The organism is Streptococcus suis, from assembly GCF_902702775.1.
GTDB classification, from domain to species: Bacteria; Bacillota; Bacilli; order Lactobacillales; family Streptococcaceae; genus Streptococcus; species Streptococcus hashimotonensis.
Map to the genome: position 1 here is coordinate 1,090,737 of NZ_LR738724.1, position 26,316 is coordinate 1,117,052.

The 26,316-nt window shown below is 40.9% G+C and carries 24 protein-coding genes; 2 read left to right on the plus strand and 22 right to left on the minus strand.

Translation table 11 applies throughout. From position 1 onward, the window contains the following. Positions 1 to 35: 35 nt before the first annotated feature. The 6 genes from GPW69_RS05430 to nth all read right to left on the minus strand — a co-directional run bounded on the left by GPW69_RS05430 (position 36) and on the right by nth (position 5,764). On the minus strand, positions 36 to 1,091 hold the full coding sequence (locus GPW69_RS05430) for a pyridoxal phosphate-dependent aminotransferase (RefSeq protein WP_171841455.1): 1,056 nt from the start codon (positions 1,089 to 1,091) through the stop codon (positions 36 to 38). Positions 1,092 to 1,121: 30 nt separating this feature from the next. Then, a complete protein-coding gene (gene trmD, locus GPW69_RS05435) occupies positions 1,122 to 1,847 on the minus strand; it encodes a tRNA (guanosine(37)-N1)-methyltransferase TrmD (RefSeq protein ID WP_074391148.1) in 726 nt (241 codons plus the stop codon). Beyond that, entirely contained in the window at positions 1,837 to 2,355 is a 519-nt protein-coding gene (gene rimM / locus GPW69_RS05440; RefSeq protein ID WP_015646874.1) for a ribosome maturation factor RimM, read from the minus strand. The genes trmD and rimM overlap by 11 nt, the downstream gene beginning before the upstream one ends. 97 nt (positions 2,356 to 2,452) lie before the next feature. Beyond that, the gene (locus GPW69_RS05445; protein WP_074391149.1) at positions 2,453 to 3,802 is read right to left on the minus strand and encodes an MATE family efflux transporter; all 1,350 of its coding nucleotides are present in this window, start codon (positions 3,800 to 3,802) and stop codon (positions 2,453 to 2,455) included. Between the two features lie 69 nt (positions 3,803 to 3,871). Next, positions 3,872 to 4,855, minus strand: a complete 984-nt coding sequence (guaC, locus tag GPW69_RS05450; RefSeq protein WP_074391150.1) for a GMP reductase — start codon at positions 4,853 to 4,855, stop codon at positions 3,872 to 3,874. Positions 4,856 to 5,140: 285 nt separating this feature from the next. Continuing rightward, positions 5,141 to 5,764 carry an endonuclease III gene (gene nth, locus GPW69_RS05455; protein ID WP_024384233.1) on the minus strand — a complete coding sequence of 208 codons (624 nt, stop codon included), beginning with the start codon at positions 5,762 to 5,764 and terminating at the stop codon, positions 5,141 to 5,143. Positions 5,765 to 5,861: 97 nt separating this feature from the next. On the opposite strand from nth, the gene GPW69_RS05460 reads away from it, so the two are divergent. After that, positions 5,862 to 6,725, plus strand: coding sequence for an NAD(P)H-hydrate dehydratase (locus tag GPW69_RS05460; protein ID WP_074391151.1), 864 nt, complete (start codon positions 5,862 to 5,864; stop codon positions 6,723 to 6,725). A gap of 43 nt (positions 6,726 to 6,768) precedes the next feature. Here GPW69_RS05460 and GPW69_RS05465 read toward each other — a convergent pair whose 3' ends face one another. The 8 genes from GPW69_RS05465 to GPW69_RS05500 form a co-directional block, all read right to left on the minus strand. Then, entirely contained in the window at positions 6,769 to 11,526 is a 4,758-nt protein-coding gene (locus tag GPW69_RS05465; RefSeq protein ID WP_074391152.1) for a S8 family serine peptidase, read from the minus strand. Positions 11,527 to 11,771: 245 nt separating this feature from the next. After that, on the minus strand, positions 11,772 to 12,842 hold the full coding sequence (locus tag GPW69_RS05470) for an ABC transporter substrate-binding protein (RefSeq protein ID WP_074391153.1): 1,071 nt from the start codon (positions 12,840 to 12,842) through the stop codon (positions 11,772 to 11,774). Next, complete coding sequence (locus GPW69_RS05475) at positions 12,842 to 13,612, minus strand: ABC transporter permease (RefSeq protein WP_074391154.1); 771 nt, start codon at positions 13,610 to 13,612, stop codon at positions 12,842 to 12,844. The genes GPW69_RS05470 and GPW69_RS05475 overlap by 1 nt, the downstream gene beginning before the upstream one ends. After that, entirely contained in the window at positions 13,612 to 14,412 is an 801-nt protein-coding gene (locus tag GPW69_RS05480) for an ABC transporter permease (protein ID WP_024400543.1), read from the minus strand. The genes GPW69_RS05475 and GPW69_RS05480 overlap by 1 nt, the downstream gene beginning before the upstream one ends. Then, a complete protein-coding gene (locus GPW69_RS05485; protein WP_014637974.1) occupies positions 14,396 to 15,550 on the minus strand; it encodes an ABC transporter ATP-binding protein in 1,155 nt (384 codons plus the stop codon). The genes GPW69_RS05480 and GPW69_RS05485 overlap by 17 nt, the downstream gene beginning before the upstream one ends. 38 nt (positions 15,551 to 15,588) lie before the next feature. Continuing rightward, positions 15,589 to 16,497 (minus strand): UDP-N-acetylmuramate dehydrogenase, encoded by a 909-nt coding sequence (murB, locus tag GPW69_RS05490; RefSeq protein WP_024410097.1) that lies wholly within the window; start codon positions 16,495 to 16,497, stop codon positions 15,589 to 15,591. A 234-nt stretch (positions 16,498 to 16,731) separates the two neighbouring features. Next, the gene (thrB, locus tag GPW69_RS05495; protein WP_074391155.1) at positions 16,732 to 17,592 is read right to left on the minus strand and encodes a homoserine kinase; all 861 of its coding nucleotides are present in this window, start codon (positions 17,590 to 17,592) and stop codon (positions 16,732 to 16,734) included. 3 nt (positions 17,593 to 17,595) lie between these two features. Next, positions 17,596 to 18,882 (minus strand): homoserine dehydrogenase, encoded by a 1,287-nt coding sequence (locus GPW69_RS05500; RefSeq protein WP_024410098.1) that lies wholly within the window; start codon positions 18,880 to 18,882, stop codon positions 17,596 to 17,598. 104 nt (positions 18,883 to 18,986) lie between these two features. Between GPW69_RS05500 and GPW69_RS05505 the strand changes: the two genes are divergently transcribed. Beyond that, on the plus strand, positions 18,987 to 19,910 hold the full coding sequence (locus GPW69_RS05505; RefSeq protein WP_074391156.1) for a polysaccharide deacetylase family protein: 924 nt from the start codon (positions 18,987 to 18,989) through the stop codon (positions 19,908 to 19,910). 56 nt (positions 19,911 to 19,966) lie between these two features. Here the strand turns inward: GPW69_RS05505 and GPW69_RS05510 are convergent, their stop codons facing one another. The 8 genes from GPW69_RS05510 to GPW69_RS05545 form a co-directional block, all read right to left on the minus strand. Then, positions 19,967 to 21,736, minus strand: a complete 1,770-nt coding sequence (locus GPW69_RS05510) for an ABC transporter ATP-binding protein (protein ID WP_074391157.1) — start codon at positions 21,734 to 21,736, stop codon at positions 19,967 to 19,969. Between the two features lie 8 nt (positions 21,737 to 21,744). Further along, the gene (locus GPW69_RS05515) at positions 21,745 to 23,481 is read right to left on the minus strand and encodes an ABC transporter ATP-binding protein (RefSeq protein WP_074391158.1); all 1,737 of its coding nucleotides are present in this window, start codon (positions 23,479 to 23,481) and stop codon (positions 21,745 to 21,747) included. A gap of 75 nt (positions 23,482 to 23,556) precedes the next feature. Continuing rightward, entirely contained in the window at positions 23,557 to 23,799 is a 243-nt protein-coding gene (locus tag GPW69_RS05520; protein ID WP_012028079.1) for a KH domain-containing protein, read from the minus strand. Positions 23,800 to 23,820: 21 nt separating this feature from the next. Next, on the minus strand, positions 23,821 to 24,093 hold the full coding sequence (rpsP, locus tag GPW69_RS05525; RefSeq protein WP_002940682.1) for a 30S ribosomal protein S16: 273 nt from the start codon (positions 24,091 to 24,093) through the stop codon (positions 23,821 to 23,823). Between the two features lie 124 nt (positions 24,094 to 24,217). Next, positions 24,218 to 24,526 (minus strand): DUF4298 domain-containing protein, encoded by a 309-nt coding sequence (locus GPW69_RS05530; RefSeq protein WP_029171816.1) that lies wholly within the window; start codon positions 24,524 to 24,526, stop codon positions 24,218 to 24,220. After that, complete coding sequence (gene pcp / locus GPW69_RS05535; RefSeq protein WP_024411282.1) at positions 24,526 to 25,173, minus strand: pyroglutamyl-peptidase I; 648 nt, start codon at positions 25,171 to 25,173, stop codon at positions 24,526 to 24,528. The genes GPW69_RS05530 and pcp overlap by 1 nt, the downstream gene beginning before the upstream one ends. After that, complete coding sequence (locus GPW69_RS05540) at positions 25,170 to 25,931, minus strand: class I SAM-dependent methyltransferase (protein WP_044761281.1); 762 nt, start codon at positions 25,929 to 25,931, stop codon at positions 25,170 to 25,172. Before GPW69_RS05540 ends, pcp begins: the two co-directional genes overlap by 4 nt. Before the next feature lie 70 nt (positions 25,932 to 26,001). Beyond that, positions 26,002 to 26,316, minus strand: a complete 315-nt coding sequence (locus GPW69_RS05545; RefSeq protein ID WP_044667780.1) for a hypothetical protein — start codon at positions 26,314 to 26,316, stop codon at positions 26,002 to 26,004.

Consider the following 26,316-nt stretch of genomic DNA (forward strand, 5'->3'; position numbering starts at 1 on the left):
ATTTTCTTTCAAAAAAACAAAAAAACTAGCAGAATCTACGCTTCCACTAGTTTCTCAATCATTTTTTTCATCATGTCCATTTCTTCTGGACGGCCAATAGATAGGCGAATATGCCCTTCTAATTTACCTGTTGGATAATATTTGAAATTCCAATCCTGTGCCAAGGCTTGCTGATAAAGTTCTTCTGCCCACGGTGCTTTAAACGTTACAAAACTAGCCTGACTAGGTAGAACTTGACAGTTATCTAATCCTTGCAAGAATAAAATCATTTCTTCTCGCAAATTCTGAATTACTCCCACTGTTTCTAAAACTTTGTCTGTATAATTCAATGCAAGGGCTGCCATTTTTGCAGTCAAGTTTGACAAGCTGAATGGGGGAATGACCTTGTCCAATTCATAAATTAACTCTTCGCTTCCTACCGCAAAGCCAACTCGTAAACCTGCAAGTCCAAAAGCCTTTGATAAGGTCCGTAAAACTAAAACATTATCAAATTGTTGCAGACGACTGATGAAGCTTTCGACATTTGCAAATTCAATATAAGCCTCATCTACAACGAGCAGCCCTTTAAAAGAAATAGCCAATTTCTCCAAATCTTCTAGCGAATAAGCTACTGAAGAAGGATTGTTAGGGTTGGAAAGCATGATTATCTTCGCCTTCAACTCCTCTGCATGCGCCAACAATTTCTCTACTGGCAGGACAAGTGTATCGTTTTTTGCTTCCAAATCAATGGTTTCAAAACGGCTAGCATGCATGTGATTATAGGTTTCATACATGAAGAAGTCTAGATTGACAGTCAAAAAAGTATCATCCTTTTCCATAAAGGTGGAAACAATCATGTGAATAAGGTGATCAGAGCCCACACCTACTGTTACTTGTTTGGGATTCACTCCAAGATAGGCCGCATATTTCTCAATCAGTTCGGAGTAAGTGTTATCACCATAAAAACTTAATTGACTGACATCCAAATTTTCCAAGGTCTCTTGTGGCAAAAAGGACCAATCAATGATACGATTTTCGTTATTTCCTAAATCAAATCTTGCCTTTTGTTTGATTTTATAAGGTTGGTAATGTTCAAATACCTTGCGTTTCATCATTTCTCCTTCTAGCAAGAAAAACACAGTCTAATCAACTGTGTCTTCTGCTTTGATTTTTTCAAAAATAGCTAACTCTTCAGCTGTAAAATTGTAGTTTTCTAACAAGTCTGGACGACGTTGATAGGTTTTGCGTAGACTTTCTTCCAAACGCCATTTACGAATATTTTCATGGTGACCGCTCATTAATACATCTGGAACTACCATTCCACGATACTCGTATGGTCGGGTGTATTGAGGATATTCCAATAGCCCTGATGAAAAACTATCATCCGTATGACTGACTTCCTTACCAATAACCTCTGGAATCAGGCGAACGGTAGCATCAATCATGGTCATAGCTGCCAACTCTCCGCCTGTCAGAACATAGTCCCCGAGAGAAATTTCATCCGTTACCAAAGTCTTAATCCGCTCATCATATCCTTCATAGTGACCACAGATGAAAATCAACTGCTCTTCCTGTGCCAATTCTTCAGCATAGGCCTGATTGAAAGTACGCCCAGCGGGATCCAACAAGATAACACGTGGCTTGGTTTGTTCAATGCTATCCATAGTATCAAAAATTGGCTGGGCACGGAGCAACATACCTTGTCCTCCGCCATAGGGTTCATCGTCCACATGGCGTGCCTTTTCAGCTTTCTCTCGGAAATTGTGGCAGTTGATTTCCAAGAGCCCTTTTTCACGCGCCTTGCCCACGATAGAGTGTTCTAGAGGTGCAAACATCTCAGGGAAGAGGGTCAAAATATCAATTCTCATCGTCTAGGCCCTCGAGCAATTCCACATCGACACGGTTATTTGGAATATCAATGTTCAAGACAACAGGTGGAATATATGGCAAGAGCAAGTCTTTCTTACCTTTTCGTTTTACCACCCAGACATCATTGGCACCTGGCTGCAAGATTTCCTTGATTTGTCCGATCAGAATATCATTCTCATAGACATCCAAGCCGATAATTTCATGGTAATAAAACTCACCGTCTTCAAGGTCGGTCAAGTTTTCCTCGGCAATTTTCAAGCTAAAGCCCTTGTACTTTTCAATATCGTTGATATGATACATACCCTTAAACTTGATAATATCAAAGTTCTTAGCCTTACGGTGACTAGCAATTTCCACTTCCATGACAAACTGATCCTTGTCATCAAAAAGTGCAAGCTTTGCCCCTTTTTTAAAACGTTCTTCAGCAAAATCGGTCACAGACAAAACACGCATTTCCCCTTGTAGGCCTTGCGTGTTAACAATCTTTCCTACGTTAAAATAATTCATAATTTCTCCATTTGATTTTCTATCCTTTTATTTTAACATGAGCAAGATATTTTCACAAGAGAGAAAAAGCCGGATGCCTCCGACTTTCATAGTTAATTTATTTCACGGACAAATGAGATTGAGCTATTTTGATCAAGCGCAAATTAAGAGCTATTCCGCAGACAAAAATCCCTGAAATAAGACCAATCCAATAGGCTTCTGGACCCATTTGGAAAAATCTTTCAAGCAAGAATGCGACGGGGAAGGTCATGGACCAATAGGCAACCAAACCAAGTACAAAGGGAATGGTGGTATCCTTGTAACCACGTAAAATCCCCTGAATAGGTGCTGTAAAGGCATCTGCTAACTGGAACATGAGGGCAAAGCTAAGAAAATGCGAAGTCAGACGGATAAATTCTGCATCATTACCATAAAGGTAGGCAACTTTAGAGCGGAAAAAATATAGGAAAGTGAGTGTTAAGCCTGCAAAACCAAGTGCCACCAGGCGTCCTAAACGGCTGTAGGCTTTCACATCTTGTGGTCGTTTGGCCCCTACTTCATAAGCAATGACAATAGCTAGGGCTGAAGAAACTGAGGCAGGAAAGGCATATAATAATGTCGCAAAGTTCATAGCTGACTGGTGGGCTGCTATAATCTGGGCTGAAAATTTTGCCATGTAGAGCCCTACTACTGCAAAAATTGCTACTTCTGCAAAGACTTGTAAACCGATGGGAAGTCCGATTTTCAATCCTTCTTTCAGTAAAGCCCCATCAATCGGACTCCACCGCCAAAGCTGATAAGATGCAATGGTCTTATTTTTGCACATGACAATGACGATTACTAGCAATACCGCCCAGTAAGCTAAAGCAGTACCCAATCCAGCTCCTGCTCCGCCTAGGGCCGGTAGGCCCATTTTCCCATAAATTAAGAGATAGTTAAATAGACTGTTAAATGGGACAAGGAGCAACATGAGATACATGGATAGCTGAGTCAAGCCGAGGGCGTCGAAAAAAGAGCGACAGACGCTAAAGAGTAAGAGAGGCAGGATGCCAATGGAAATAAAATAGAGGTACTGCTTGCCAACTTGAAAAACAGATTCATCAAGTCCAAACTGAGCCAAGGTGGGAACAGCAATAAATAGGACCGAGCACAAGAGTAAAATGGTTAATCCGATAGCTAGATAGACAAACTGATGAAACTCCTCACGAATCTTATCTCTTTCACCTTTTCCTAAATGTTGAGCGATGATTGGGACCAATGCAGATACAATCCCTGTTAGAAATGAAAAAAGCGGATTCCAAAGACTGGTTGCCATGGAAACACCTGCCAAATCCATAGTGCTGTACTGGCCTGTCATCATGGTATCGATAAAGGATGCGGAGTAATTAGCAAATTGATAAATTAAAATGGGCAAAAATATTTTGATAAAGAGCCAGAGCTTCTCTTTGTTATTTCTTGTTTGGTACATGCTTATTCTCTTTCAATTTTATATAAATATTGTAACAAGAAAAGGACCTGCATTGCAAGTCCTCTTTGACTAGATAGAGTCACCATTCCAGATAGAGTTTTTCACGATAACATAGTCCACATGCTTCAAGCTGGTAATGTCACGTCCACCTGCATAAGAAATAGATGACTGCAAATCTTGCTCCATTTCAATCAGAGTATCTTTCAAATGTCCCTTGGCTGGCAAGAGAATTTTCTTTCCTTCAACGTTTTTGTATGCACCTTTTTGGTATTCAGATGCGGAACCGTAGTATTCCTTGAACTGTTTACCATCAACTTCCACCGTTTTACCTGGACTCTCGATATGACCTGCAAAGAGCGAGCCAATCATAACCATGCTAGCACCGAAACGGATTGATTTGGCAATATCTCCGTGGGTACGAATACCGCCATCCGCAATAATTGGCTTACGAGCAGCTTTTGCGCACCAACGAAGGGCTGCCAACTGCCAACCGCCTGTACCAAAACCAGTCTTAACCTTGGTGATGCAGACCTTACCAGGACCAATACCAACTTTTGTCGCATCCGCACCAGCATTTTCTAGTTCACGAACTGCTTCTGGAGTACCGACATTACCGGCAATGACAAAAGTCTCAGGTAATTCTTTCTTGATATGTTGGATCATCTTGATAACACTTTCTGCATGACCATGAGCAATATCAATGGTGATAAACTCAGGGGCATCAGCTTTTAAGCTAGTCACAAACTCATATTCATATTCTTTTACGCCAACAGAGATGGAAGCAATCAAACCTTGCTCGTGCATGCGTTTGATAAATGGAATACGACCAGCTTCATCGAAACGATGCATGATATAGAAATACCCTTCTTTGGCAAGCATTTCTGCCACATCTTCATCAATAATAGTCTGCATATTAGCTGGAACAACTGGTAATTTAAAGCTATATTTCCCAAGAGTCACTGTTGTATCTGCCTCGGAACGGCTATTGATGATACATTTATTTGGAATGAGCTGAATATCTTCGTAGTCAAAAACTGGAGTTTCGTTGAACATGCTTCTACCTCTTTTTCTTAACATTGGAACAGAAAAACAGTTTGTTTTTCGTATTTTTTCCTTATTACAAGATATAGTATAGCTTATTGTTTGTGTTTTGTCAATAAAAAAGAAACCTATCTAGACAATATTCGGATATATCACTTTTGGAACTCGTTTATAAAACATAACATTCGTATAATTCTTTTCTGAGTTACTATTCTTATAAAATTTAAAAAAATGTTCAGAATTTACTCAAACAATTTCACATAAAAACTAAAAAAATCTTCAAAAACAGAATATTTTTTAGTCAAATTCATATAATTGTGGGAATTTTTCGCATTCAGGGTTCTTAGGATGGCAAACCTCACGACCAAAATAAATCATAGCTTGATGAGCAGGGAGCCAGAGTTCAGGAGGTAGGACTTCCATGACTCGTTTTTCTGTTTCCAGGGGTGTAGCCGATTTTTTGACAATATCGTGGTGTTTACAAATCCGTCCCACGTGGGTATCAACTGCAAAGGCTGGGATTCCGAAACCGACACTTAAGACAACATTGGCCGTTTTTCTTCCCACTCCTGCCAGAGCTTCTAATTCCTCACGAGTCTGCGGAACAATGCCATTATGCCGTTCCAATAACTGCTGGGCGCATTCTTTTAAAAATTTGGCTTTATTACGATACAAACCCAAACGAGAAATATAAGGCTCAATATCCTTTACTTCTGCTGCTGCCATGGCTTGTGGCGTTGGGAAAGCAGCGAACAAACCAGGTGTTGCCTTATTCACCGCAGCGTCTGTAGTTTGAGCAGATAAGAGCACTGCACATACCAACTCAAAGTGATTTCGAAAATCCAAACTTGGCTTAGCATCAGGATATAGAGCGATGATTTCTTCAATAACTTTTCTTGCACGTTTTTTTGATAATACCATGAATTCATTATAGCATGAAAACTTGGATTTATCTAAAATCTGGATTGTCATAAACCTCATTCCTCGTGATATAATAAGAAGAAAAGGGGGAATAAGTATGGACTTACAAGAACTCTGTAGAAAGGTTATTCAAGCAAGACCACGCAATAGCCATAAGGGAAGCTATGGTCGAGTCTTGCTGATTGGTGGACTGTATCCTTATGGTGGAGCGATTATCATGGCCGCACTAGCAACCGTCAACAGTGGAGCAGGCTTGGTAACTGTTGCTACTGAAAAAGACAACATACCAGCCTTACATAGTCATCTGCCTGAAGCCATGGCATTTTCATTTGACGATCAAGCCTTGCTGATAAGTAGCTTAGAAAATGCTGACTTGGTACTGATTGGTCCAGGTTTGGGGGAAAATAGCAGAGCTGAACAGTTATTGGACTTTGTTTTTGGACATTTATCTGACCAGCAGATTTTAGTTCTTGACGGCTCAGCCCTTACCTTAGTCGCAAAACAAAACAGAAAGAACTTCCCGTGTAAACAAGTCATCCTGACACCCCACCAGAAAGAATGGGAACGGTTATCAGCCATTCCGGTTGCTGACCAAACAAGCCAAAGAAATCTTGAAGCCTTGCAATCTTTTCAAGAAAATACAATCCTTGTAGCTAAAAGTTCTGCTACTCAAATCCTAAAAACCCAGCCAAACCAAGTCACTCCAACAGGAGCTGGTGGTCCCTACCAAGCAACAGGAGGTATGGGAGATACTCTTGCAGGTATGATTGCAGGATTTGCTGTACAATTTCCCCATGTTCAACTATATGAAAGAATCCTTGTGGCAACCTACCTCCACTCCTATATTGCCGACCAACTGGCTCAAGATTATTATCTTGTAAAGCCAACTGATGTCTCAAGAAACATCCAAAAGACAATGGCTTCAATTTCAAACACAAACAACCGCCTAATCAATGATTAAGCGGTTTTATTATTTAGCAAACTTGTGATAAAGCTAGTGTTGGTTATACTTCTTCCTTGTGACGTCGTTTGCTTACCAACAGAGTCCCTAGCCCAATAATGATACCAAGAACAAGATAGTATTTCGTATCATTTTCTCCAGTATTTGGTAGTTGAGTCACCTGTTTTTCTTGATTAGGGCTAGATAGACTAGCTTGCAAAGTGACTGGACGAGGTAAAGCTGGTTGAGGGTTTGGCTTCTGACCTATCGGTACATGCCCTGAATTCCCAGTATCTTTTACAGGAGGTGCCTGTACATCAACTTTTTCTGAGTCTATAGGTAGAGGCGTTACAGTGCCTTCATCTTTTTTGTCAGTGGCAGTATTTGCTGGCTCTTTGGCATCATTTGTTGAAGTAGCAACACCATCCAGTTCTGCCTGAGCGCTTGTCAGAACGGCTAGGGCTTGATCGACACTTGCTTGGCTTGCAGATTCATCAGCTAGAATCGCTTTCGCTGCTTCAACTGCCTGGTCATAAGCTTGTTTCACGTTCTCAGATGCATTGAGATACTTAGCATCTGTCGCTTTTAATACGGAAGAAACGGATACTGCGCTACGAAGGGCTGAAATATCAGTCTTTTGACCATCTAAGTTGGTTTTCGCTGCTAACAAGTCAGCCAACGCTTGGTTGACAACTGCCTGTGTTACATTCTCTTGGTTCAATACAAGTTGTGCTGAACGAATAGCTGTATCATAGGCAATTTGTTTGGTATTTTCAGCATTGTAATAAATAAAGTTTGCCTGAGTCGGTGTGTAGTTTGATACTTCAGCAATTAGTTTTTCCTTATCAGTAGCCTGACCGTTTAGCTGTTCTCTCGCCGCCACAAGACTGGCAAGTGCTGAATCTACTTGTGCCTGATTGTGTTTATTGGCATATATTGCATTGGCATCTTCTAATGCTTTAGCATAGGCAGTTTGAAGTTCCGGACTAGCATTGTAATAACGCGCTGTGTCTTCAAGTCCTGCAAGTTCAGCAATCAGTTCTTTCAAAGCAACTTTATTAATCAAGGTTAATTTCTTAACATTTGACTGGTTTGCTAGTACTGCTACGTCTAATTCTTCCAAAAATTCATAGCCTTCTGGGAGGGTTGGAAGGATAGTGTAGGTACCAACTGGTACAAATTTACCATAATCGGTCTTAGAATATTTAGCATTTGGTAGCTGAATAGTCTGGCCATCAGCAGTTACCAGTTGGATGGTTGAACCAGAAGGTAGTAATGCATCAATATCTACCAGCAAGTTGGCCTTATCTTTCAAAGTCACATAGAAATTCACCTCGGCAGTGCTATTTTCTTCCGAAATCGTCACGACTGCTTTTGTTTCACCTGCTAGGCTTGACCACTCTGTATCATATAAGAATAAATCAAAGGTGTAAGTACCAAATGGTAGCTTAAGAACGCTAGTATCGCCGGCATATCGTGGTAATTCTGCAACAATCTTGCCTGTTTCATCGGTGACTGAGTAAGAGAAAAGTATTGGTACAGGACTATTTGTATCTTTATCAAGAATATTGACAGTTACCAACCCTTTTTCATTGCCAATACTGATCAGATTCTCTACTTTTTCATAGCTGATGTTACCAGCATAATCCTCCACTGTGTAGTAGAATTTTGAAATATCTGCAAGATCAAGAGGCAATGTGAAGGAGCCATCATCGTTTTGTGCCACAAATACCTTATTATCAGAAACGGTTACATCACCATTTTCTAATAAGGAAGGAATAGTTGTCACACCGCTTGCATCTGCTACAAGATAGAATACTTGCTCACGATATAGACCTGATTCTCCTTTTTCAATGGCTGGACGAGGGTTAAATGTAAAGTTTGTTTCATCATAGGTAGCTGTGGTGATAACTGGTGATTCTCTATCGATGATAACGTCGAAAATCATAGTTTGTACTGCTGCACCTGGAACTTCAGATGAGTAGGTCAAAACGTATTGATACTTACCATCTGCTAAAGCATTTCCGTCACTATCTGTTCCATTCCATTCAGTAGGATAAATAATGCTTGATTTTGGATTTTTAGGATCACCACTATAGAAGTTTTTATTGCCTGACTGTGGTTGACTTTCCCAAAGTGGATTTGTTCGCTCAGTATCATCTGCAGCATAGACGCTTGCGACTAAATCAGTATAATTTCTCAAGAAGACACCTTTGAAAGCGAGCGAATCTTGGTTGTTATCCCCATTTGGCGAGATAGCTAAATGAGGTTTACCAGACTCATCAAGCTCTAAAACAAAGTATCCTGCTTCATTTTTAAATGTACCAAGAGTCTTGATTGCAAGGTCAGATCGTTTGTCTGTAGAATAGATTAACTCTGTACTTCCTGTAACAAGACCTGTGTAGTGATGGCTGATGTCAACAGTATTTGGCTGTGCTGTAACAGGTTCAAAGTAGAAGCCCCCCTTACCATCGGCAATAAGATTGTAAATCGGCTCTTCTAGAACGGCTAGATTTTGGAATTCCCCACGGAAACCAACGTATGGAATGCTGACAATATCACCGCCGTCGGCTACATCTGTAAATCGAACAAAACCTTCAAGATAGTAACCATTTTTCATCAATCCTGTCAATTCTTCTGCAAAGCTTGATGCATCGACATTAATTGTAACAGTTGTACTTGAATTGGCTTTCACAGTCACCTTACCGCCAGGAATCTCTGCTAATAGACGTGGAGCCAAGGTGATCAATCCGTTTTGAACAGTATCCGTTGTTAATTGTGTTGAGTAGTTTAAAGTCTTATCTTCGTTTGTAATGTTATGAAGTGTGACCGTAAAGCTGAATGTATCCTCAACATTTCCCAAGGTAATGCTGCCATACCCATCTTCGCCAGTCAAATATAAACCTGTAGAAATAGCTGCTGCAGTATCGATGATACCTGCACCTTGTTGGCGTGGGGAAGTGTAGGCCGTTGTTTCTTTGTTCACATGTGCTTTAGCAGTAGACATAAGCAAGTGTTTTACTAAGGCTTCGATTTCTTGAGGGGACTTAGTAGGGTAAGTTGCCTGTAAATACTGTTTTACTAGTACGGCTGCTCCTGCCACGTGTGGTGAAGCCATACTTGTTCCCTGCATGTTGGCATAGTCATTATCATTGATGGCTGCATAAATAGCACCACCTGGAGCAGCTAAGTCTGGTTTTAGCTCGCCATCCGCTGATAGACCCCAACTTGAAAAATCTGAAAGAAGACCTGCTTCTGGGTTAGGGCGAATATCCGTTTCGTTATTGAACGCAATCTTATATGAGTTAGCTGCCAAAGCCTCACCAAATTCCAATGGAATGAAGACAGATGGAATTGCAATAGCTGTATCATCAAGTTGCATGCTTACATTGGCTTCACCTGGACGACTATTGAAAATGACCACCCCTACTGCACCTGCAGCTGTTGCATTGGCTATTTTTTCTGAGAAAGTAATCGTTCCTCGTTTGATGAGTGCAAGCTTTCCAGTCAAATCTAGACCATCAAAATCCGAAGCTTGACCGATTCCCGCATAGACATATTCATATTCTTTCCCGATTTCAAACGGTACAGGACTTTTCTCTGGATTATCAAACGAACTCTTACCGTAATTCAAATCAGCATTGTTTTCTAAGCCAATGATATTAATTACTTTACTACCAACCGTTGTGTTATTGTAAGAAGCGACAGAAATTGCATCGCGCGCTGTTGAAGGAGCACCGACCAAGCCATAATCTGGATAATCGGCTGACGGATTAGAATGACCTGAACCAAATGTTCCATCATTACCAGCTGCAATAACAACAGAAACCCCTGCACGACGAGCAGCCTCGATTGCTGCAGTCACATTTTCATTCATGTTAACAACAGAGCCGTTAGCTCCTCCCAGACTGAGGTTGATGCTATCTGCACCTAATTTTACAGCATCTTCAATCGCCTTTACGTACAATGCTGCGCCTGTTGTAGCTTTGAGGTCTGAGAATACACGCATAAACATGACTTGCGCTTCAGGAGCTACACCATACATTAATTGTCCAGCGACTGGTTGTGTCGGATTTCCTGTGGCAATACTTGTTACGTGCATACCGTGTGAACGTTTGTCTTCTTCTTTCAAGACAGTATTCACATCAACATAATTATAACCAAATACAACCTTATCGTTAAACCATTCACCGTAGGTAATTCCTGCTGCTTCTTTAGCTGCTTCTATCTCTTTTTCTGATTTATATTTTGCAGTTGAGAGGTCTGAAATATGCAATACATCGTGGTCAACGTCAAGACCGGAATCTATGATTGCAACTACTGTTCCTTCGCCCTTGTAACCACTATCCCAAACTTTAGGTACTGTAATGATCGTATTACTATCAATGTTTTGTGGTTTCGCTTCTTCCTGATTCGCAATAGCAGTAGTCTCATCTGCTACGGAAAGCTTCTCCTCTTCTTCTACTTTTTTCTCTGAAATAACTGGAGTTTCTACAGCTGGTTGAGTTGTCTCTACTTCTGCATTTGTGATGTTTTCAAGAGCTTCTGAGCCAGGTGTTTCCTCTTCATTATCTGTAGTGGTTACATCAGTTGAGGTAGCCTCCACAGAAGTGTCAACCAACTCCTCGACTACGGGACTTTCTGAGGCTGATTCGCTGACGATTGCATCAGGAACAGTTGCTTCCACCTTAGTCTCTACAAGGCTTGTCAATTCATCTGCAGCTACCGATGGTGCACCTGCAAACAAAAAAACTGCACCCAAAAGAACAGACACAGTTCCAATCTTATACTTCCGAAGTGAGAAAGTTTCTTTCTTTTTCATAACTTTTCCTCCTAGTTTTTCTCCTTCATTATTGGCAAAACCAATAAATATATTAAAACATAAAATTATCAGCATTGCAAGTATATTCTGAAAATTCAGTTATTTCTTCAAACTATAACTAGGTATAGTTAATATTTATAACTGGAATCTGTGATACTGAATGTATTAAATGAACAGTAAAAAGCAACCACTATTTGCGGTTGCTCATACTATTCTGATTTGAAAACTAGATATGGATATTCAGACTATTTCCGATACATCTTGAATTGGAGATAGAGGTCATTATACATTCCAAGCATCTCTGGTCCAAGATTATCATAAACTTCCATCTTCTTCATCGTTTCTTCTGAAGGATAGAAAGATTCGTCGTTCTGAGTCTCCTCATCCAGCATAGCCTTGGCTGCAGGAATTGGTGTTGAATAACCAACATATTCTGCATTGCGAAGCGCATTTTCAGGACGAAGCATAAAACTCATAAAGGCGTAAGCTCCATCAATATTTTTTGCTGTTTTTGGAATGACCATGTTATCGAACCAAAGGTTAGAACCTTTTGATGGTACAACATAGCGCAGATTTTCATTTCCATCTAACATTTCACTCGCCTCACCTGAGAACGAAACAGCAATTGCTGCCGCATCTTGTATCATATAACCTTTTATCTCATCAGCAACAATTGCTTTGACATTTGGAGTTAAATTATAAAGATGTTCGGCCGCCTTTTCAATCTCGGTAGGATTGTTGGAATTGAGACTATAGCCCAGTGATTGTAGACCAAAGCCCATGACTTCACGCACACCATCAATTAACATGATATTGTCACGGTACTCCTCTGACCACAAGTCTTCCCATTCCTGAGGAGGAGTTTCTACCATGGTTTCATTGTAAACAATACCCAAGGTTCCCCAGAAATATGGAATAGAATAATCATTATTCTTGTCAAAGCTAAGTCCCATAAATCGTGGATCGATATTTTCTATCCCTTCAATCTTAGATTTATCCAGCTTGATTAACATATTTTCTTCTGTCATCTTAGAAATCATGTACTCAGATGGGATTGTCAAATCGTATGTTGTTCCACCCTGCTTAATCTTTGTGTACATGGATTCGTTGGAGTCAAAGGTCTGATAATCTACCTGAATACCTGTTTCAGCAGTGAATTCTGCGAGTAATTCTGGGTCAATATAATCGCCCCAGTTATAGATGACAAGTTTATCAGTTGTCCCCTGGGTTGAATCAGCTTCTAACTTATAACTAATTCCCCATAAAACTAGGACAATAGCTATAATTCCTACAAAAAATGAATACAATCGTTTCATTAGTTGGCCTCCTTTTCACGCGAGATGAAATAATAACCCACTACCAATAAGATAGAGAAAAGGAAAACTAGGGTTGACAAGGCATTGATTTCTAGAGAAATCCCTTGACGAGCCCGCGAGTAGATTTCAACCGAAAGGTTTGAGTAGCCATTCCCTGTTACAAAGAAGGTCACGGCAAAGTCATCCAAGGAATAGGTAAAGGCCATGAAGTAGCCTGCAATGATGGCTGGTGTTAGGTATGGCAACATGATTTCTTTCAGCATTTGTGGTTGAGTTGCCCCCAAATCATAAGCTGCTGAAATCATATCCGCGTTCATCTCTTTCAGCCGTGGCAAGACCATCAATACTACGATTGGAATAGAAAAGGCAATATGACTGAGCAATACTGAGACAAAGCCAAGCTGGAAACCAATCATGGTAAAGAGAATTAAGAAACTCGCCCCAATCATGACGTCCGGTGCTACCATCAAGATATTATTGACAGACAGCAAGGCATTTTGGAAACGAGGTTTTGCCTGATAAATATAGATGGCACCAAATGTTCCGATAAGGGTCGCAATCAATGAGCTCAAGAAGGCCAAGAAAAAGGTTTGTGCCAAAATCAACATCAGACGGCTATCACCAAGCATGGATGAAAAATGGTCCAAGGTAAAGCCTGTAAAGCCATTCATATCTCCACCTTCATTGAAAGCGTAGAAAATGAGATAGAAAATGGGCAAGTAAAGAAGGAGGAAGGCAACTGTTAAGTAGATATTTGCAAATTTCTTCATTATTTCTTCCTCTCTTTCGTCATCCACATAATCAAGAGCATGGCCAAAATCAAGACCACACCAATGGTTGACCCCATTCCCCAGTTTTGTGTTGTGAGGAAATGTTGCTCGATAGCTGTACCAAGTGTAATGACTCGGTTACCGCCAATCAAACGGGTCAACATGAAGAGGCTCAGACTTGGAATGAAAACCGCCTGTACACCTGAACGAACGCCGTTCATGGAAAGAGGAAAAATAACTTTTGTGAAGGTCTGCCAAGAAGTTGCACCCAAATCACGACTGGCATTGATGAGGTTTTTATCCAAATCATCTAATGCGTTAAAGATCGGCAAAATCATAAACGGAATCTCGATATAGGCTGCAACAGCAATAAAGGAGAAATCCGTGAAAAGAATTTGCTGAGCTCCTAGACCAATAAATTCTAGGAACTGGTTGATAGAGCCGTGTTGCCCAAAAATACCGATAAAGGCATAGGCTTTCAGCAAAAGATTGACCCAGGTTGGCAAGATAATCAACATGAGCCAGAGTTGTCTATGCTTGAGCTTGGTCAAGAAATAGGCTGTTGGGTAGGAAACCAAAAGTGTGACCAGAGTAATAATACCTGCGTAAAAAATAGAGTTAAAACTCATTCGCAGATAGGTCATATTTGGCGAGTTAAAATAGGTCTGGTAGTTGGCCAAAGTGAAATTGCCATGAATATCAAAGAAAGATTTGAAGATAATCAAGGCAACTGGAGCGAGTACAAAGAGAAAGACCCATAGGGCATAGGGAATTGCAAAAAGCCTAGAGGTTTTCTTCATTGCGTTCCTCCTCAATGGCGTTAATCAAGCCATCTTCTACTTCTTCCACTTCCACATATTCTTCGATACGAGCATCGAATTCTTCCTCTGTTTCATTGAGACGCATGATATGAATATCTTCGGGCTCAAAGCTTAGTCCAATCACTTCTCCGACAATGGCCTTACGAGTTGAGTGAATCATCCACTCATTACCAAGGTCGTCATAGGCGATGATTTCGTAGTGAACACCACGGAAGAGCTGTGTATCCACTTTTACCTGCAATTTGCCTTCTTCAGGTAAGGTAATCTGCAAATCTTCTGGACGGATAACAACTTCAACTTCTTCGTTTGGTCGCATACCGCCATCGACAGCTTCAAAGCGTTTGCCGTTAAACTCAACCAAGTAGTCTTCTATCATGCGGCCTGGAAGGATATTGGATTCACCGATGAAGGTAGCAACAAAATGGTTGATTGGCTCGTCGTAAATGTCCACTGGCGTCCCAGACTGGACAATCTCACCTTCATTCATGACAAAAATCCAGTCACTCATGGCCAGAGCTTCTTCTTGGTCATGGGTAACGAAGACGAAGGTAATTCCTAGACGTTGTTGCAATTCACGAAGTTCGTACTGCATTTCTGTTCTTAGTTTCAAGTCCAGAGCAGAAAGTGGTTCATCTAGCAAGACAACGCGAGGCTGGTTGATAATCGCACGTGCAATAGCAACCCGCTGGCGTTGACCACCAGACAATTTCTGAATGGAACGATTTTCATAACCAGAAAGTCGGACCATTTGTAAGGCTTCTGTCACACGGCGTTCGATTTCAGCCTTGTCAACCTTTCGTAATTTAAGAGGAAAAGCCACATTTTCAAAGACAGTCATATGTGGGAAAAGGGCATAGGACTGGAAAACTGTATGGACATCCCGTTTATTAGTCGGAACATCATTAATCCGTTGACCGTCCAGATAAATATCACCTGAACTCGCATCCAATAGACCAGCAATAATGTTCAAAATCGTTGATTTACCTGAACCAGAAGCTCCTAAAAGGGTATAAAATTTCCCCTCTTCCAATTCAAAACTAATATCCTTCAATACAGTTGTTCCACTGTCTTCAAATACTTTTGAAACGTTCTTAAATTCAATAATTGGCTTTTTCAATTCTCATAAATTCCTTCTTTTTAAACAGAGCCAGATGGCTAGAGTGTATCAGCAGGGTCGCCGATAATACGCACCTCTCTCTCCAGAGTAATTCCTGAAGATTTTTCAACGACTTCAATCACATGGGCAATCAAATTTTCATAGTCCAATGCCGTTCCATCAGCAACATTGACCATAAAGCCAGCGTGTTTTTCAGAAACTTCGACTCCACCGATTCGATAACCTTTTAAACCCGCATCCATAATCAACTGTCCTGCGAAGTGACCAAGTGGACGTTTGAAGACTGAACCACAAGATGGATATTCCAAAGGTTGCTTGAGCTCGCGTAAATGTGTCAAACGAGCCATTTCTTGTTGAATAACCGTATGATTTCCTGGCTTGAGGGCAAATTTTGCAGACAAAACAATCGCACCGTTTTCCTGCAAAATAGAAGAACGGTAGCCAAATCGTAACTCACGATTGTCCAATGTTTCGACATAACCTGCTGGAGTCAAAATCTGCGCTGAAACTAGAATGTGTGCTACTTCACCTCCGTAAGCACCTGCATTCATATAGACAGCACCACCAATGCTTCCCGGAATACCACAAGCAAATTCAAATCCTGATAAAGAATGGAAAAGTGCGACTTTTGTCGTTTCGATTAGATTGGCACCTGCTTCCGCTTCAATGGTGTATCCTGATACAGTAACGGAGTTAAGTTTATCCATACGGATAACAAAACCACGAATACCGCCATCGCGGACAATGATATTACTTGAATTTCCTAATACTTGCCATGGAATACCTTCGCGTTTAGCAAATTCTACTATACGAACAATCTCGTAACGATTCCGCGGAAAAGCTAGATAATCAACAGCTCCTCCTACTTTTGTATAGGTATATTCTTTTAAAGGCTCATCGAATCGAATATCGATGCCTTCTAATTCAAGCCTAATTTTATCTTTCATAACCTTCTCATTTCAATTTAAGATATACAGGATTTATTATACCAAAAATTACAGGAGAAAACGAATAAAATTCAACAAAAATACTTTCACAAGCCAAATTAATTTGCCCCAATATTTTGAAATGAAGAATGGAATGCACAAAAAAAGGAATTCCCTTCCTACTGCGTATAGTAGCGATGGTGAACTCCAATAAAATAAACATTTTTAGTTTTGCAAATGATAGATTATCACTATCTATACAATAGCAATCCCTTTGGTATCAACTTGAAGGCGGTGGACAGTTCCGTCTAGATTTAGTTCCTCTAATGCTAGAACAATAGCGTCCTCCCTATCTTTGGGCGCTAATACCATCACTGTTGGACCGGCACCTGATAAGTAGGTTGCATAGGCTCCCAACTCCTGTGCAGTTTGCTTGATTGGACAAAACTCCTTAACAAGTAGCTGACGAAACGGTTCATGGAACATGTCTGACTGAATTGCTCTCCCAGCTTTTTTCAGATCACCTGCCATCAAACTGGCAACAGCAACGTTTGCAATGGCACTAGCAGCCACTGCTTTTTTGTACCCCATCTGAGAAGGTAGTACACCTCGGCTTTCAACCGTACGCAGTGGGTAGTTTGGAATAAAGGCAACAAAACTTGCTTCTGGGAATTCTGTTACAACTGCCTGTACTTTCTTATTAACATAGCTAGAGATGACTAAATTACCGAAAATTGCTGGGGCTACATTATCAGGATGTCCTTCAATTTCTGTAGCTTTGAGCAATTTTTCATCCGCTGTCATATTCAAACCTGCTAATTGATTAGCCAATTCAATACCAGCTACGATAACGGAACTGGATGAACCCAAACCACGTGCCAAGGGAATATCGCTAATCATTCTGATACGATGCGGCTGCAATCCTTTTTCAATCTTTAAAGCTGTCTTGATCAAAAGATTGTTCTTGTCTGATGGAACATGTTCAAGATTGTGCTCAATCACCCATTCATCAGTCTCTTCAAACACTTCAATCGTTAGATATTTCGAAAGGGCAACACCTACTGAATCAAATCCTGGACCGATATTAGCTGAAGTTGCTGGAATAATAATTTTCATTGCTTATTCTCCCAGTACTTTAAAGGTATTTAAGACAGTAAAGTCTGTTTCTTTGCTCAATTTGTCTGTTACATTTTCCAACTGAGTCTTACTCATTTCATGGGTCACAATCACTAGGCGGGCTGTTTCTCCATCTGCAGCTTGTTGCAGAATTTGCTTGAAGGAAATTTCTTCAGAATTGAAGATTTCTGCTAAACGAAGCATTTTTCCATTTTTATCAGGCGCATCAATTGAGAAATAATATTCGCTCTTCACATCGCTTGGGGCTGCCAATTGAAGTGGGCGGCTATATTCATTAAAAGCTTTGCCGATAGTATTGTCTTTCAAGCGACGAACGATACGAATAATGTCAGCCATAACACTTGTTGCAGTCGGTTTTTGCCCAGCGCCCGGTCCATAGTACATAGACTGGCCGATGCCGATAGATTCGACAAATACAGCATTCATCACACCATTCACGCTTGCAAGTGGATGATTTTTCGGTAGGAAGGTTGGAGATACTTCGGCAGCAATACCAGAGGTAGTTTCTTGAATATCACCCACAAGTTTGATGACGTAGCCCAACTCTTGTGCCACTGCTACATCTTCTGGCGTGATATTTGAAATACCCTTGTGTGCTACGTGTTCAAAATCAACTGTCATACCGAAAGCAAATTGACTGAGGATAACAGCCTTGTAAGCCGCATCAATCCCCTCAACGTCATTTGTTGGGTCAGATTCTGCATAGCCAAGTTCCTGCGCTGTTTGAAGAGCTTTTTCGTAAGTCCAGCCTTCATCAACCATCTTAGTCAACATGAAGTTTGAAGTACCATTCAATACACCGAGGATACGAGTTACCTTATCAGCAGCCAAAGAGTTGACCAAGGTACGCAAGATTGGAATACCACCTGCAACTGCAGCTTCATAATAAAGCGCAAGACCTTTCTCTTCAGCCAAGGCACGCAATTCGCTACCATGAACAGCAAGTAAATCCTTATTGGCTGTTACAATATGCTTGCCTGCTTCCAAGGCACGTGTAATAAATGTTTTTGCTGGCTCAATACGTCCCATCAGCTCAACTACAATGGCGATGTTTTCGTCAGCCAAAATGTCATCAATATTTGTTACAAAATGATAGTCATGACCTGCAGCCAAGAGACGGTCTTTTTCTGCTTCATCCTTGACCAAAACCTTCGCAACTTCAATACTATCATGCGCGGCTTTCTCTATTTTTTCCTGGTTTTCTTCTAATAAAAATGGCACACCACTCGCAACGGTTCCAAATCCTAATAATCCTATCTTAACTACCATGTGCTCTCCTTTAAAAGGTATTTCTCCCATTATAACAAATATTCTGACTATTTGGCAAAAAATTTGATATAATTGTTTTAATATATGATTATGGAGATAAGATAATGAAACATTCAAGAAGAGCCCGTCGAGGTCGCACGCAAAAGAAACAACTTGTGCCAATGCTACTTGGTATCGCATTATTAGTAGTGACTCTACTATCTATTTTTCTAATCTTTCTAAAACAGCCATCTAAGCAACAAAGTGATTCCAAAGCTTCAACGGTAGAGACAACAGCCAGTTCGAGTGTTATGACTTCAGAAAGTAGTGAAGTACAAACAGAAATCATTTGGGAACAGCAAACTGAACCTATCAAACTTCCAATCCTCATGTATCATGCCATTCACGTAATGGCTCCTGAGGAAGAAGCTAATGCGAATCTTATCGTAGATCCAACGACTTTCGAAAGTCATCTAAAAGCATTGCAAGATGCAGGTTACTATACTTTATCACCTGAAGAGGCATATAAGGTATTGACAGAAAATGTCCTTCCTGCTGGCAAAAAGGTTGTCTGGCTAACCTTTGACGATAGCCTCTGGGATTTTTATAGTTATGCCTATCCATTGCTTAAGCAATATCAAATGAAAGCAACCAACAATGTCATTACAGGATTTACTGAATATGGACAAGCAGGGCACCTTACTCTTGATCAAATCAAGGAAATGCAGACCGCAGGGCTCTCCTTTCAAGGGCATACCGTCAACCACCCTGATTTAGAGTATAGTTCTATCGAGGATCAAACAAATGAACTTACTTCCTCTAAAGCCTATCTTGACAGCCAATTAAATCAGGAAACCATCGCTATCGCCTACCCTGGTGGACGATACTCAGCAGATACAGTAGCCTTAACTGAACAAGCTGGCTACAAACTTGGTGTGACTACTAACAACGGCTTGGCTTCTGCTAGTGACGGATTACTGACTCTCAATCGTGTCCGCATCCTCCCAACCACTACCGCCGAGGGACTATTATCCGAAATTTCCTATTAATTTTCACAAACATGTATATGAGAAAACTCCCTGTCACTGACAAGGGAGTTCGTTTTTTATTTGGATTCACTAAACTGGCTTTGATAAAGATTATAATAGAAACCTTTGTCTGCCAAAAGACTTTCATGGTTACCTTGTTCGATAATCTGTCCATCTTTTAAGACCAAAATCTTATCAGCTTCCTGAATGGTAGATAAGCGATGAGCGATGACGAAACTTGTCCGCCCTTTCATCAACCGTTTCATAGCCTTTTGAATCAAGAGTTCCAAACGGGTATCAACTGAAGAAGTCGCTTCGTCAAGAATCAGAATAGCAGGATCCGCCAACAAGGCACGCGCAATGGTCAAAAGCTGTTTCTGACCTTGGGAAATATTGCTGGATTCCTGGTTCATTTCCATATTATAACCACCAGGCAGGGTACGGATAAAATGGTCAACGTTGGCAGCTTTAGCAGCCTCCACAATTTCCTCATCCGTCGCATCCAGACGTCCAAAACGCAGGTTTTCCTTGATGGTCCCTTCATAGAGCCAAGCATCCTGCAAGACCATGCCAAATTGACTACGGTAGGATTGACGTGAAAGATTTCGAATGTCCTGACCATCCACTTTGATAGAACCTGATGTCACATCGTAGAAACGCATGAGCAAGTTGATAAGAGTAGTCTTACCTGCCCCCGTTGGTCCAACGATAGCCACCATTTCTCCTGGCTTAACATTAAGATTAAAGTTACGGATAAGCGGCTTATCTTCTGAATAGCCAAATTCAACCTGTTCAAAGCTGACTTGTCCGGTCAAACCAGCTGTCAACTCCAGCGCATTGGCGTCTTCTTCGTCAAGCTCATCTAAGACTGAAAAGATGCGTTCAAGGGAGGATTTGGCAGACTGCAACTGTGGTGCCAATTGGGTCAAAGTTTGGACTGGCTGAGAAATCTGCCAGACATATTGGACGAAGGCCTGCATATTACCCACCGTCAATGTGCCTGCAAGAACTTTCAATCCAGATAGCAGGGCGACGACAACGTAGGCGATGTTTGAGAAGCCGTGAACTAGAGGCATGAGCAAACCAGACATGAAACTAGCCTTGAAACCAACTTTCTGCAAATCTGCGGTAATCTGGCGAAACTCTTCTGTAGAAATTTCTTCACGGCCGTAAAGTTTGAGAACGTTAAAACCAGTCAGATTTTCTTGGACAAAGCCGTTCAAACGACCTAGGGCATCAGCCTGTTGTTTGAAATACGGCTGGGATTTGCCCATGACAAACTTAGAACCAAAATAGGTCACTGGAACCAAGGTTACGACTACAAGTGCTAGGGATACATCCAACCAGAAACACATGAAAATGGCTAGAGAGAGGGTCAGAACGGCATTGACTAGCTGGAGAAAACTTTGTTGCAGGGCGTTTGAAACAGTCTCCACATCGCTTGTAAAACGTCCGAGTAAATCACCATACTGGTGCTTGTCAAAATAAGATACTGGAATCTTGTTAATTTTGTGGCTCAAGTCCTGACGTAGTTCCTTAGTTGCTCCCTGCACTGCCTTGGTCATAAAATAGTTAGAACCGTAGGCACCGATTTCATATAGAAGGGCGCGAAGGGCATAGATGGCAAGCATGATGGCAATGTAGGAATAGTTAATCTGCGCTCCTTCTACTCCATTAGCAATATCCAACAGATTCTTGGTCAATTCTGTAATGATAAGCCCCAGTACAAAGGGTTCTAAGGCATTCATAACTGCACTGATGGTCTTTAGAAAAACGGCTAAAAATACAGAAGATTTGTAACGACGTAAATAGTCCCAAACACGGGTAAATACTGATTTATTCTTCATAATTCCTCCTATTCTTCTGTCAGAGATTGACGGTTAAGCTGAGAATTGGCGATTTCTCGATAAATCTCATTGCTTTCCATCAATTCATTGTGGGTGCCGCGACCAACGATTTCACCTTCGTTCAGCACGATAATCTGGTCAGCATCCATAATGGTTCCGACACGTTGAGCCACAATTAGCACCGTCGCATTTTCCGTCACTTCCTTCAAACGACTCCGCAAAATTGCATCCGTCTTATAATCCAAGGCTGAGAAAGAATCATCAAAAATATAAATATCCGGCTGCTTGACAATAGCACGTGCAATGGACAAACGTTGCTTTTGCCCGCCTGACAGGTTGCTTCCGCCTTCTGCTAGATGGGTGTCAAACTTCTCTTCCTTACTCTCGATAAACTCCTTAGCCTGAGCCACATCCGTCGCATCATGAAGTTCAGCAAGACTAGCATCCATCTTACCGTACTTTAAGTTTTCCGCGATAGTTCCGGTAAATAGCAGAGCTTTCTGCGGAATAAAACCAATCTTGCTGCGGAGTGCCTTTAGATTGTAGCGTCTGACATCCACACCGTCCACCAAGATACGACCAAGTGTCACATCATAGAAACGTGGAATCAAGTTGACCAAGGAAGACTTACCAGAACCTGTTGAACCAATAAAGGCAATGGTTTCCCCAGGCTTAGCCTTAAATGAAATATTGTGGAGAACAGGCGATTCCGTTTCACCAGGATAGGCAAAAGTTACATTTTCAAATTCCAAATAACCACGAGTGTCTGTTTCAGTAATCCCATCTTCATTCTTAGAAATGGAAATGGGCATGTCCAAGACTTCCTGAATCCGTTGGCTCGATACGGACATACGTGGATACATGTTAAACAAGTTAGCAAAGAGCAAGAATGAGAAAAGCGCGTGGAAACTATATTCGATAAAGGCTACCAAATCACCGATTTGCAGACTACCTGTTTTCAAGGGCTCCAAAGCGAACCAGACAATGGCCACAATCATAGCAATGATAATCTGGACAAAGAGAGGTTCTGTCAGACCAGTCAGATTAAAGAGTTTTTTGGAAATATCGGTATATTCCTCATTGACCGACTCAAAGCGCTCCTCTTGAAACTCCTCACGAGTAAAGGCACGAATGACACGTAAGCCCATGAGATTTTCACGAACATATTGGTTGATCGTATCCAAACGTTTTTGTTGCTTTTCAGAAAGAGGACGGGTTTTGGTTGCTACATAGAAAATAACGATAACGAGAAACGGCATAGCTACTGCGACTGTCCAAGCCAGACTTGGACTAGTTACCAAGGTCATGATGACAGAGGCAATCATCATCAAGGGAGTGATAATTCCCAGCTTCAATACCATCTCCGCAAACTGCATCAAGACAAAAGCATCATTTGTCATACGAGCAACTAGAGAAGAAACACCAATCTGCTCATACTCGTGATGAGAGTAGTCCTGAATTTTCTCGTACAAATCATTTCGAATATCTTTTACTATATTGGTTGTCAACTGACCAGCCGCATAGGCAAGCGTTATTCGTCCAACAATTCCAAGCAAGACAATCAGTCCCATCATCCCCGCCCAGAAATAGAGCTGACTAACATCGTTCTTTGTAATTCCTTGGTCAATCATCCTAGCCAAAAAAGTCGGCAAGCCCAAGTTTACCACTACAAATAAGAAGGCCCCTAACAAGTCTAAGGCAATCCACTTAGGATATTTTTTTAAGTAGGTCCAAATCAGATTCATCTTATCTCCCTTTCTATATGTTAAAAAGGGGCATAACCCCTTCTGTAAAGTTAAAAGCCACCAAACGGTGACTTTCTATTCTTTCTCGTCGATCACTAAACGAACTTTTTTATCACTTGTTGGAACAGAATAGACAATCGTTCTGATTGCAGAAATTGTGCGTCCTTTTCTACCAATGATACGTCCAATATCAGATTGATCCAAATCCAAATGATATTCCAAGAATTCAGGTGTATCAACAATTTTTATTGTCAAGCTATCAGGCTGTGAAATCAAAGGTTTCACAATCGCAATAATGAGATTTTCAATCATGTCCATAAGTGTTCTCGCTTACTGTTCTTACTTAGAGAATTTTTGTTCGTGGAATTTCTTCAATACGCCAGCGTTTGAAAGAAGGCTACGAACTGTATCAGATGGTTGTGCACCTTTTGCCAACCACTCAAGTACACGCTCTTCTTTAAGAGTTACTGAGTTTTCAGCCAAAAGTGGGTTGTAAGTACCAACAGTTTCGATAAAACGACCATCACGTGGTGCACGTGAGTCTGCAACGTTGATACGGTAGAAAGGTTTCTTTTTAGAACCCATACGAGTCAAACGGATTTTTACTGCCATTTTTAAATGTTCTCTTTTCTTTGTATTTTTATTCGGTGAAATAGCAGAGCTATTTAGCACATGTTCTATTATACCACACTTTAACAGGGTGTCAAGAAAAAAACTTGACAGGTTTTAAAAAAATTTATTGCTCGAGCATATCTGCTAGTTCTCTCAGTTGACTTGCTAGATTTATACGGTCAAACAGTAAATTATAGACTCCATCTTCACTCAATACTCCGCAAGGAATACCATTGAAATCCCCCTTATTAGATAAATCAAGATCTTCCATATAGATCTGGCTCTGGTAATAATCTAATAACTGTAAATAAGTCGATTGTTCCTGATTGAGTTGGGTCACACTATCGGAAAGGGACTTGTTCAGCTCTAGATGCCTATTAAATATTTTTTCCATTTCCTCTACACGTTTTCTTGCTTCCATAATATTTTTCATTAGTGTGTACTACCACCACCCTTTTTTATATCCTCTTTATCCCTATATTCAACGATTGCTCCTATGGCTACTTCAACTCCTCTTACAATATCGTTCAAAGACATGGAAGCCAGTCCTGGCTTGTCGACAACCTGCTCTGGCAAGAAGGGAATATGGAGAAAACCGGCCTTAGTCTTTGGAAATTGTTTCTCCGCCAAGTAAAGAGCTTGATACATGAGATGGTTGCAGACAAAGGTCCCAGCAGTATTAGAAACAGAAGCTGGAAGCCCAATCTTATGAATAGCTTCAACCATTGCTTTGATGGGTAAGGTGGAGAAATAAGCAGGCTGACCATCTTCTCGAATCGTTCTATCAATCGGCTGTTGCCCTTCATTGTCTGGAATGCGTGCATCATCTTGGTTAATGGCTATACGCTCAGGAGTTAAATCAACTCGCCCACCAGCCTGACCAATACATAGTACCGCATCAGGTAAATGTTCTGCCATTTTCTCCTCTAAAACATCCGCAGCCTTGTCAAAAACAGTCGGAATCTCTACAAGAATAATCTCTGCACCAGCAATGGTCTTAGGTAGAGATTTGATTGTTTCCAAGGCTGGGTTAATAGGCTCGCCACCAAAGGGATCAAAGCCTGTTACGATGATTTTCATACTTCCTCCTCCAAAATAATTTCTCCGTAGTGAAATTTTTGATTAGGTCTGACATGACGTTTAAAGCCAAATTCTTCAAAGACCTGATCTCGAAAATGAGCCTTTATAATCAATTTCTTCCTAGCTACTCGTTTAGCCTCAGATACAATTTCCTCCGTTAAACGGCTTCTGTCAGCCAAACCAGACAAGCCAGAAAGATTTTGTGATTCCTTGATTTCTTCTGAAAACATGGGATCAAAGTAAATGACATCAACAGACTTATCTATTTGCTCTTTCAAATAAGTCAAACTATCTGTCCAAATTGTCTGGATAGATTTCATGGCTCGATTGACCTCTTGCAGCCCACTATCAAAATCCTGTAAACCCCGACTCACAATAAAGTGCACTAGCTTAGAACTTTCCAAGGCTGTCACCCGATGACCAGCACTCGCTAACACTATGCTATCAGATCCCAAGCCCATAGTACAGTCTATTATTGATTGTTTTTCTTTTCCAAGTAATTCTAAAATCGGATCTCTTCCAGACTTAATCCGCAACATGGCAGTATCTGGATGGAAAAAGAGTTTTCTCCCTTCTTTTTGCTCAAAAACCAATCGATCCTTATAAACCACCAAAACCGCATCCGCCTGCTTGAGTAAGACCTTCACGGCTTGCTTCCGCCGCTCACAGTAAACAATCCCTAAATCTTCAGCTAGCCGTTTGGCCTTCTGAACCAAGTGCCCATCCATTCCCAAACTTGTTGTTACGATTACTTTCATATTAAATATTATAACAGAAAAAGCGTGACTTCTTACGAAGTCACACTTAAATCTCTTTGTGAATCAAGACTTAGGATTGTAGAAATTGGCGAATGGCTTCCTGATCAGCTTCACTAACCGGACGCCATCCTTTTGCCAAGGCTTCCTTGATATAGATTCGATTGTAGAGATAGCCCCACAAAATCCCAAAGCCAGTATTAATAAAAGGAATATCAAAGCGACGATCAATTAACAAGGCAAATAAGAATGCTACCAAAATAATCGCAAACCATTTTAAATCACCTCGAATCAGCGGTACAAAAAACTTGAAGAAAAAGGTTGTCCATGAAAAACCAGCCTTCACTTCCTTTACATTCCCAAACTCATCCACTAAATGAACCTTCAT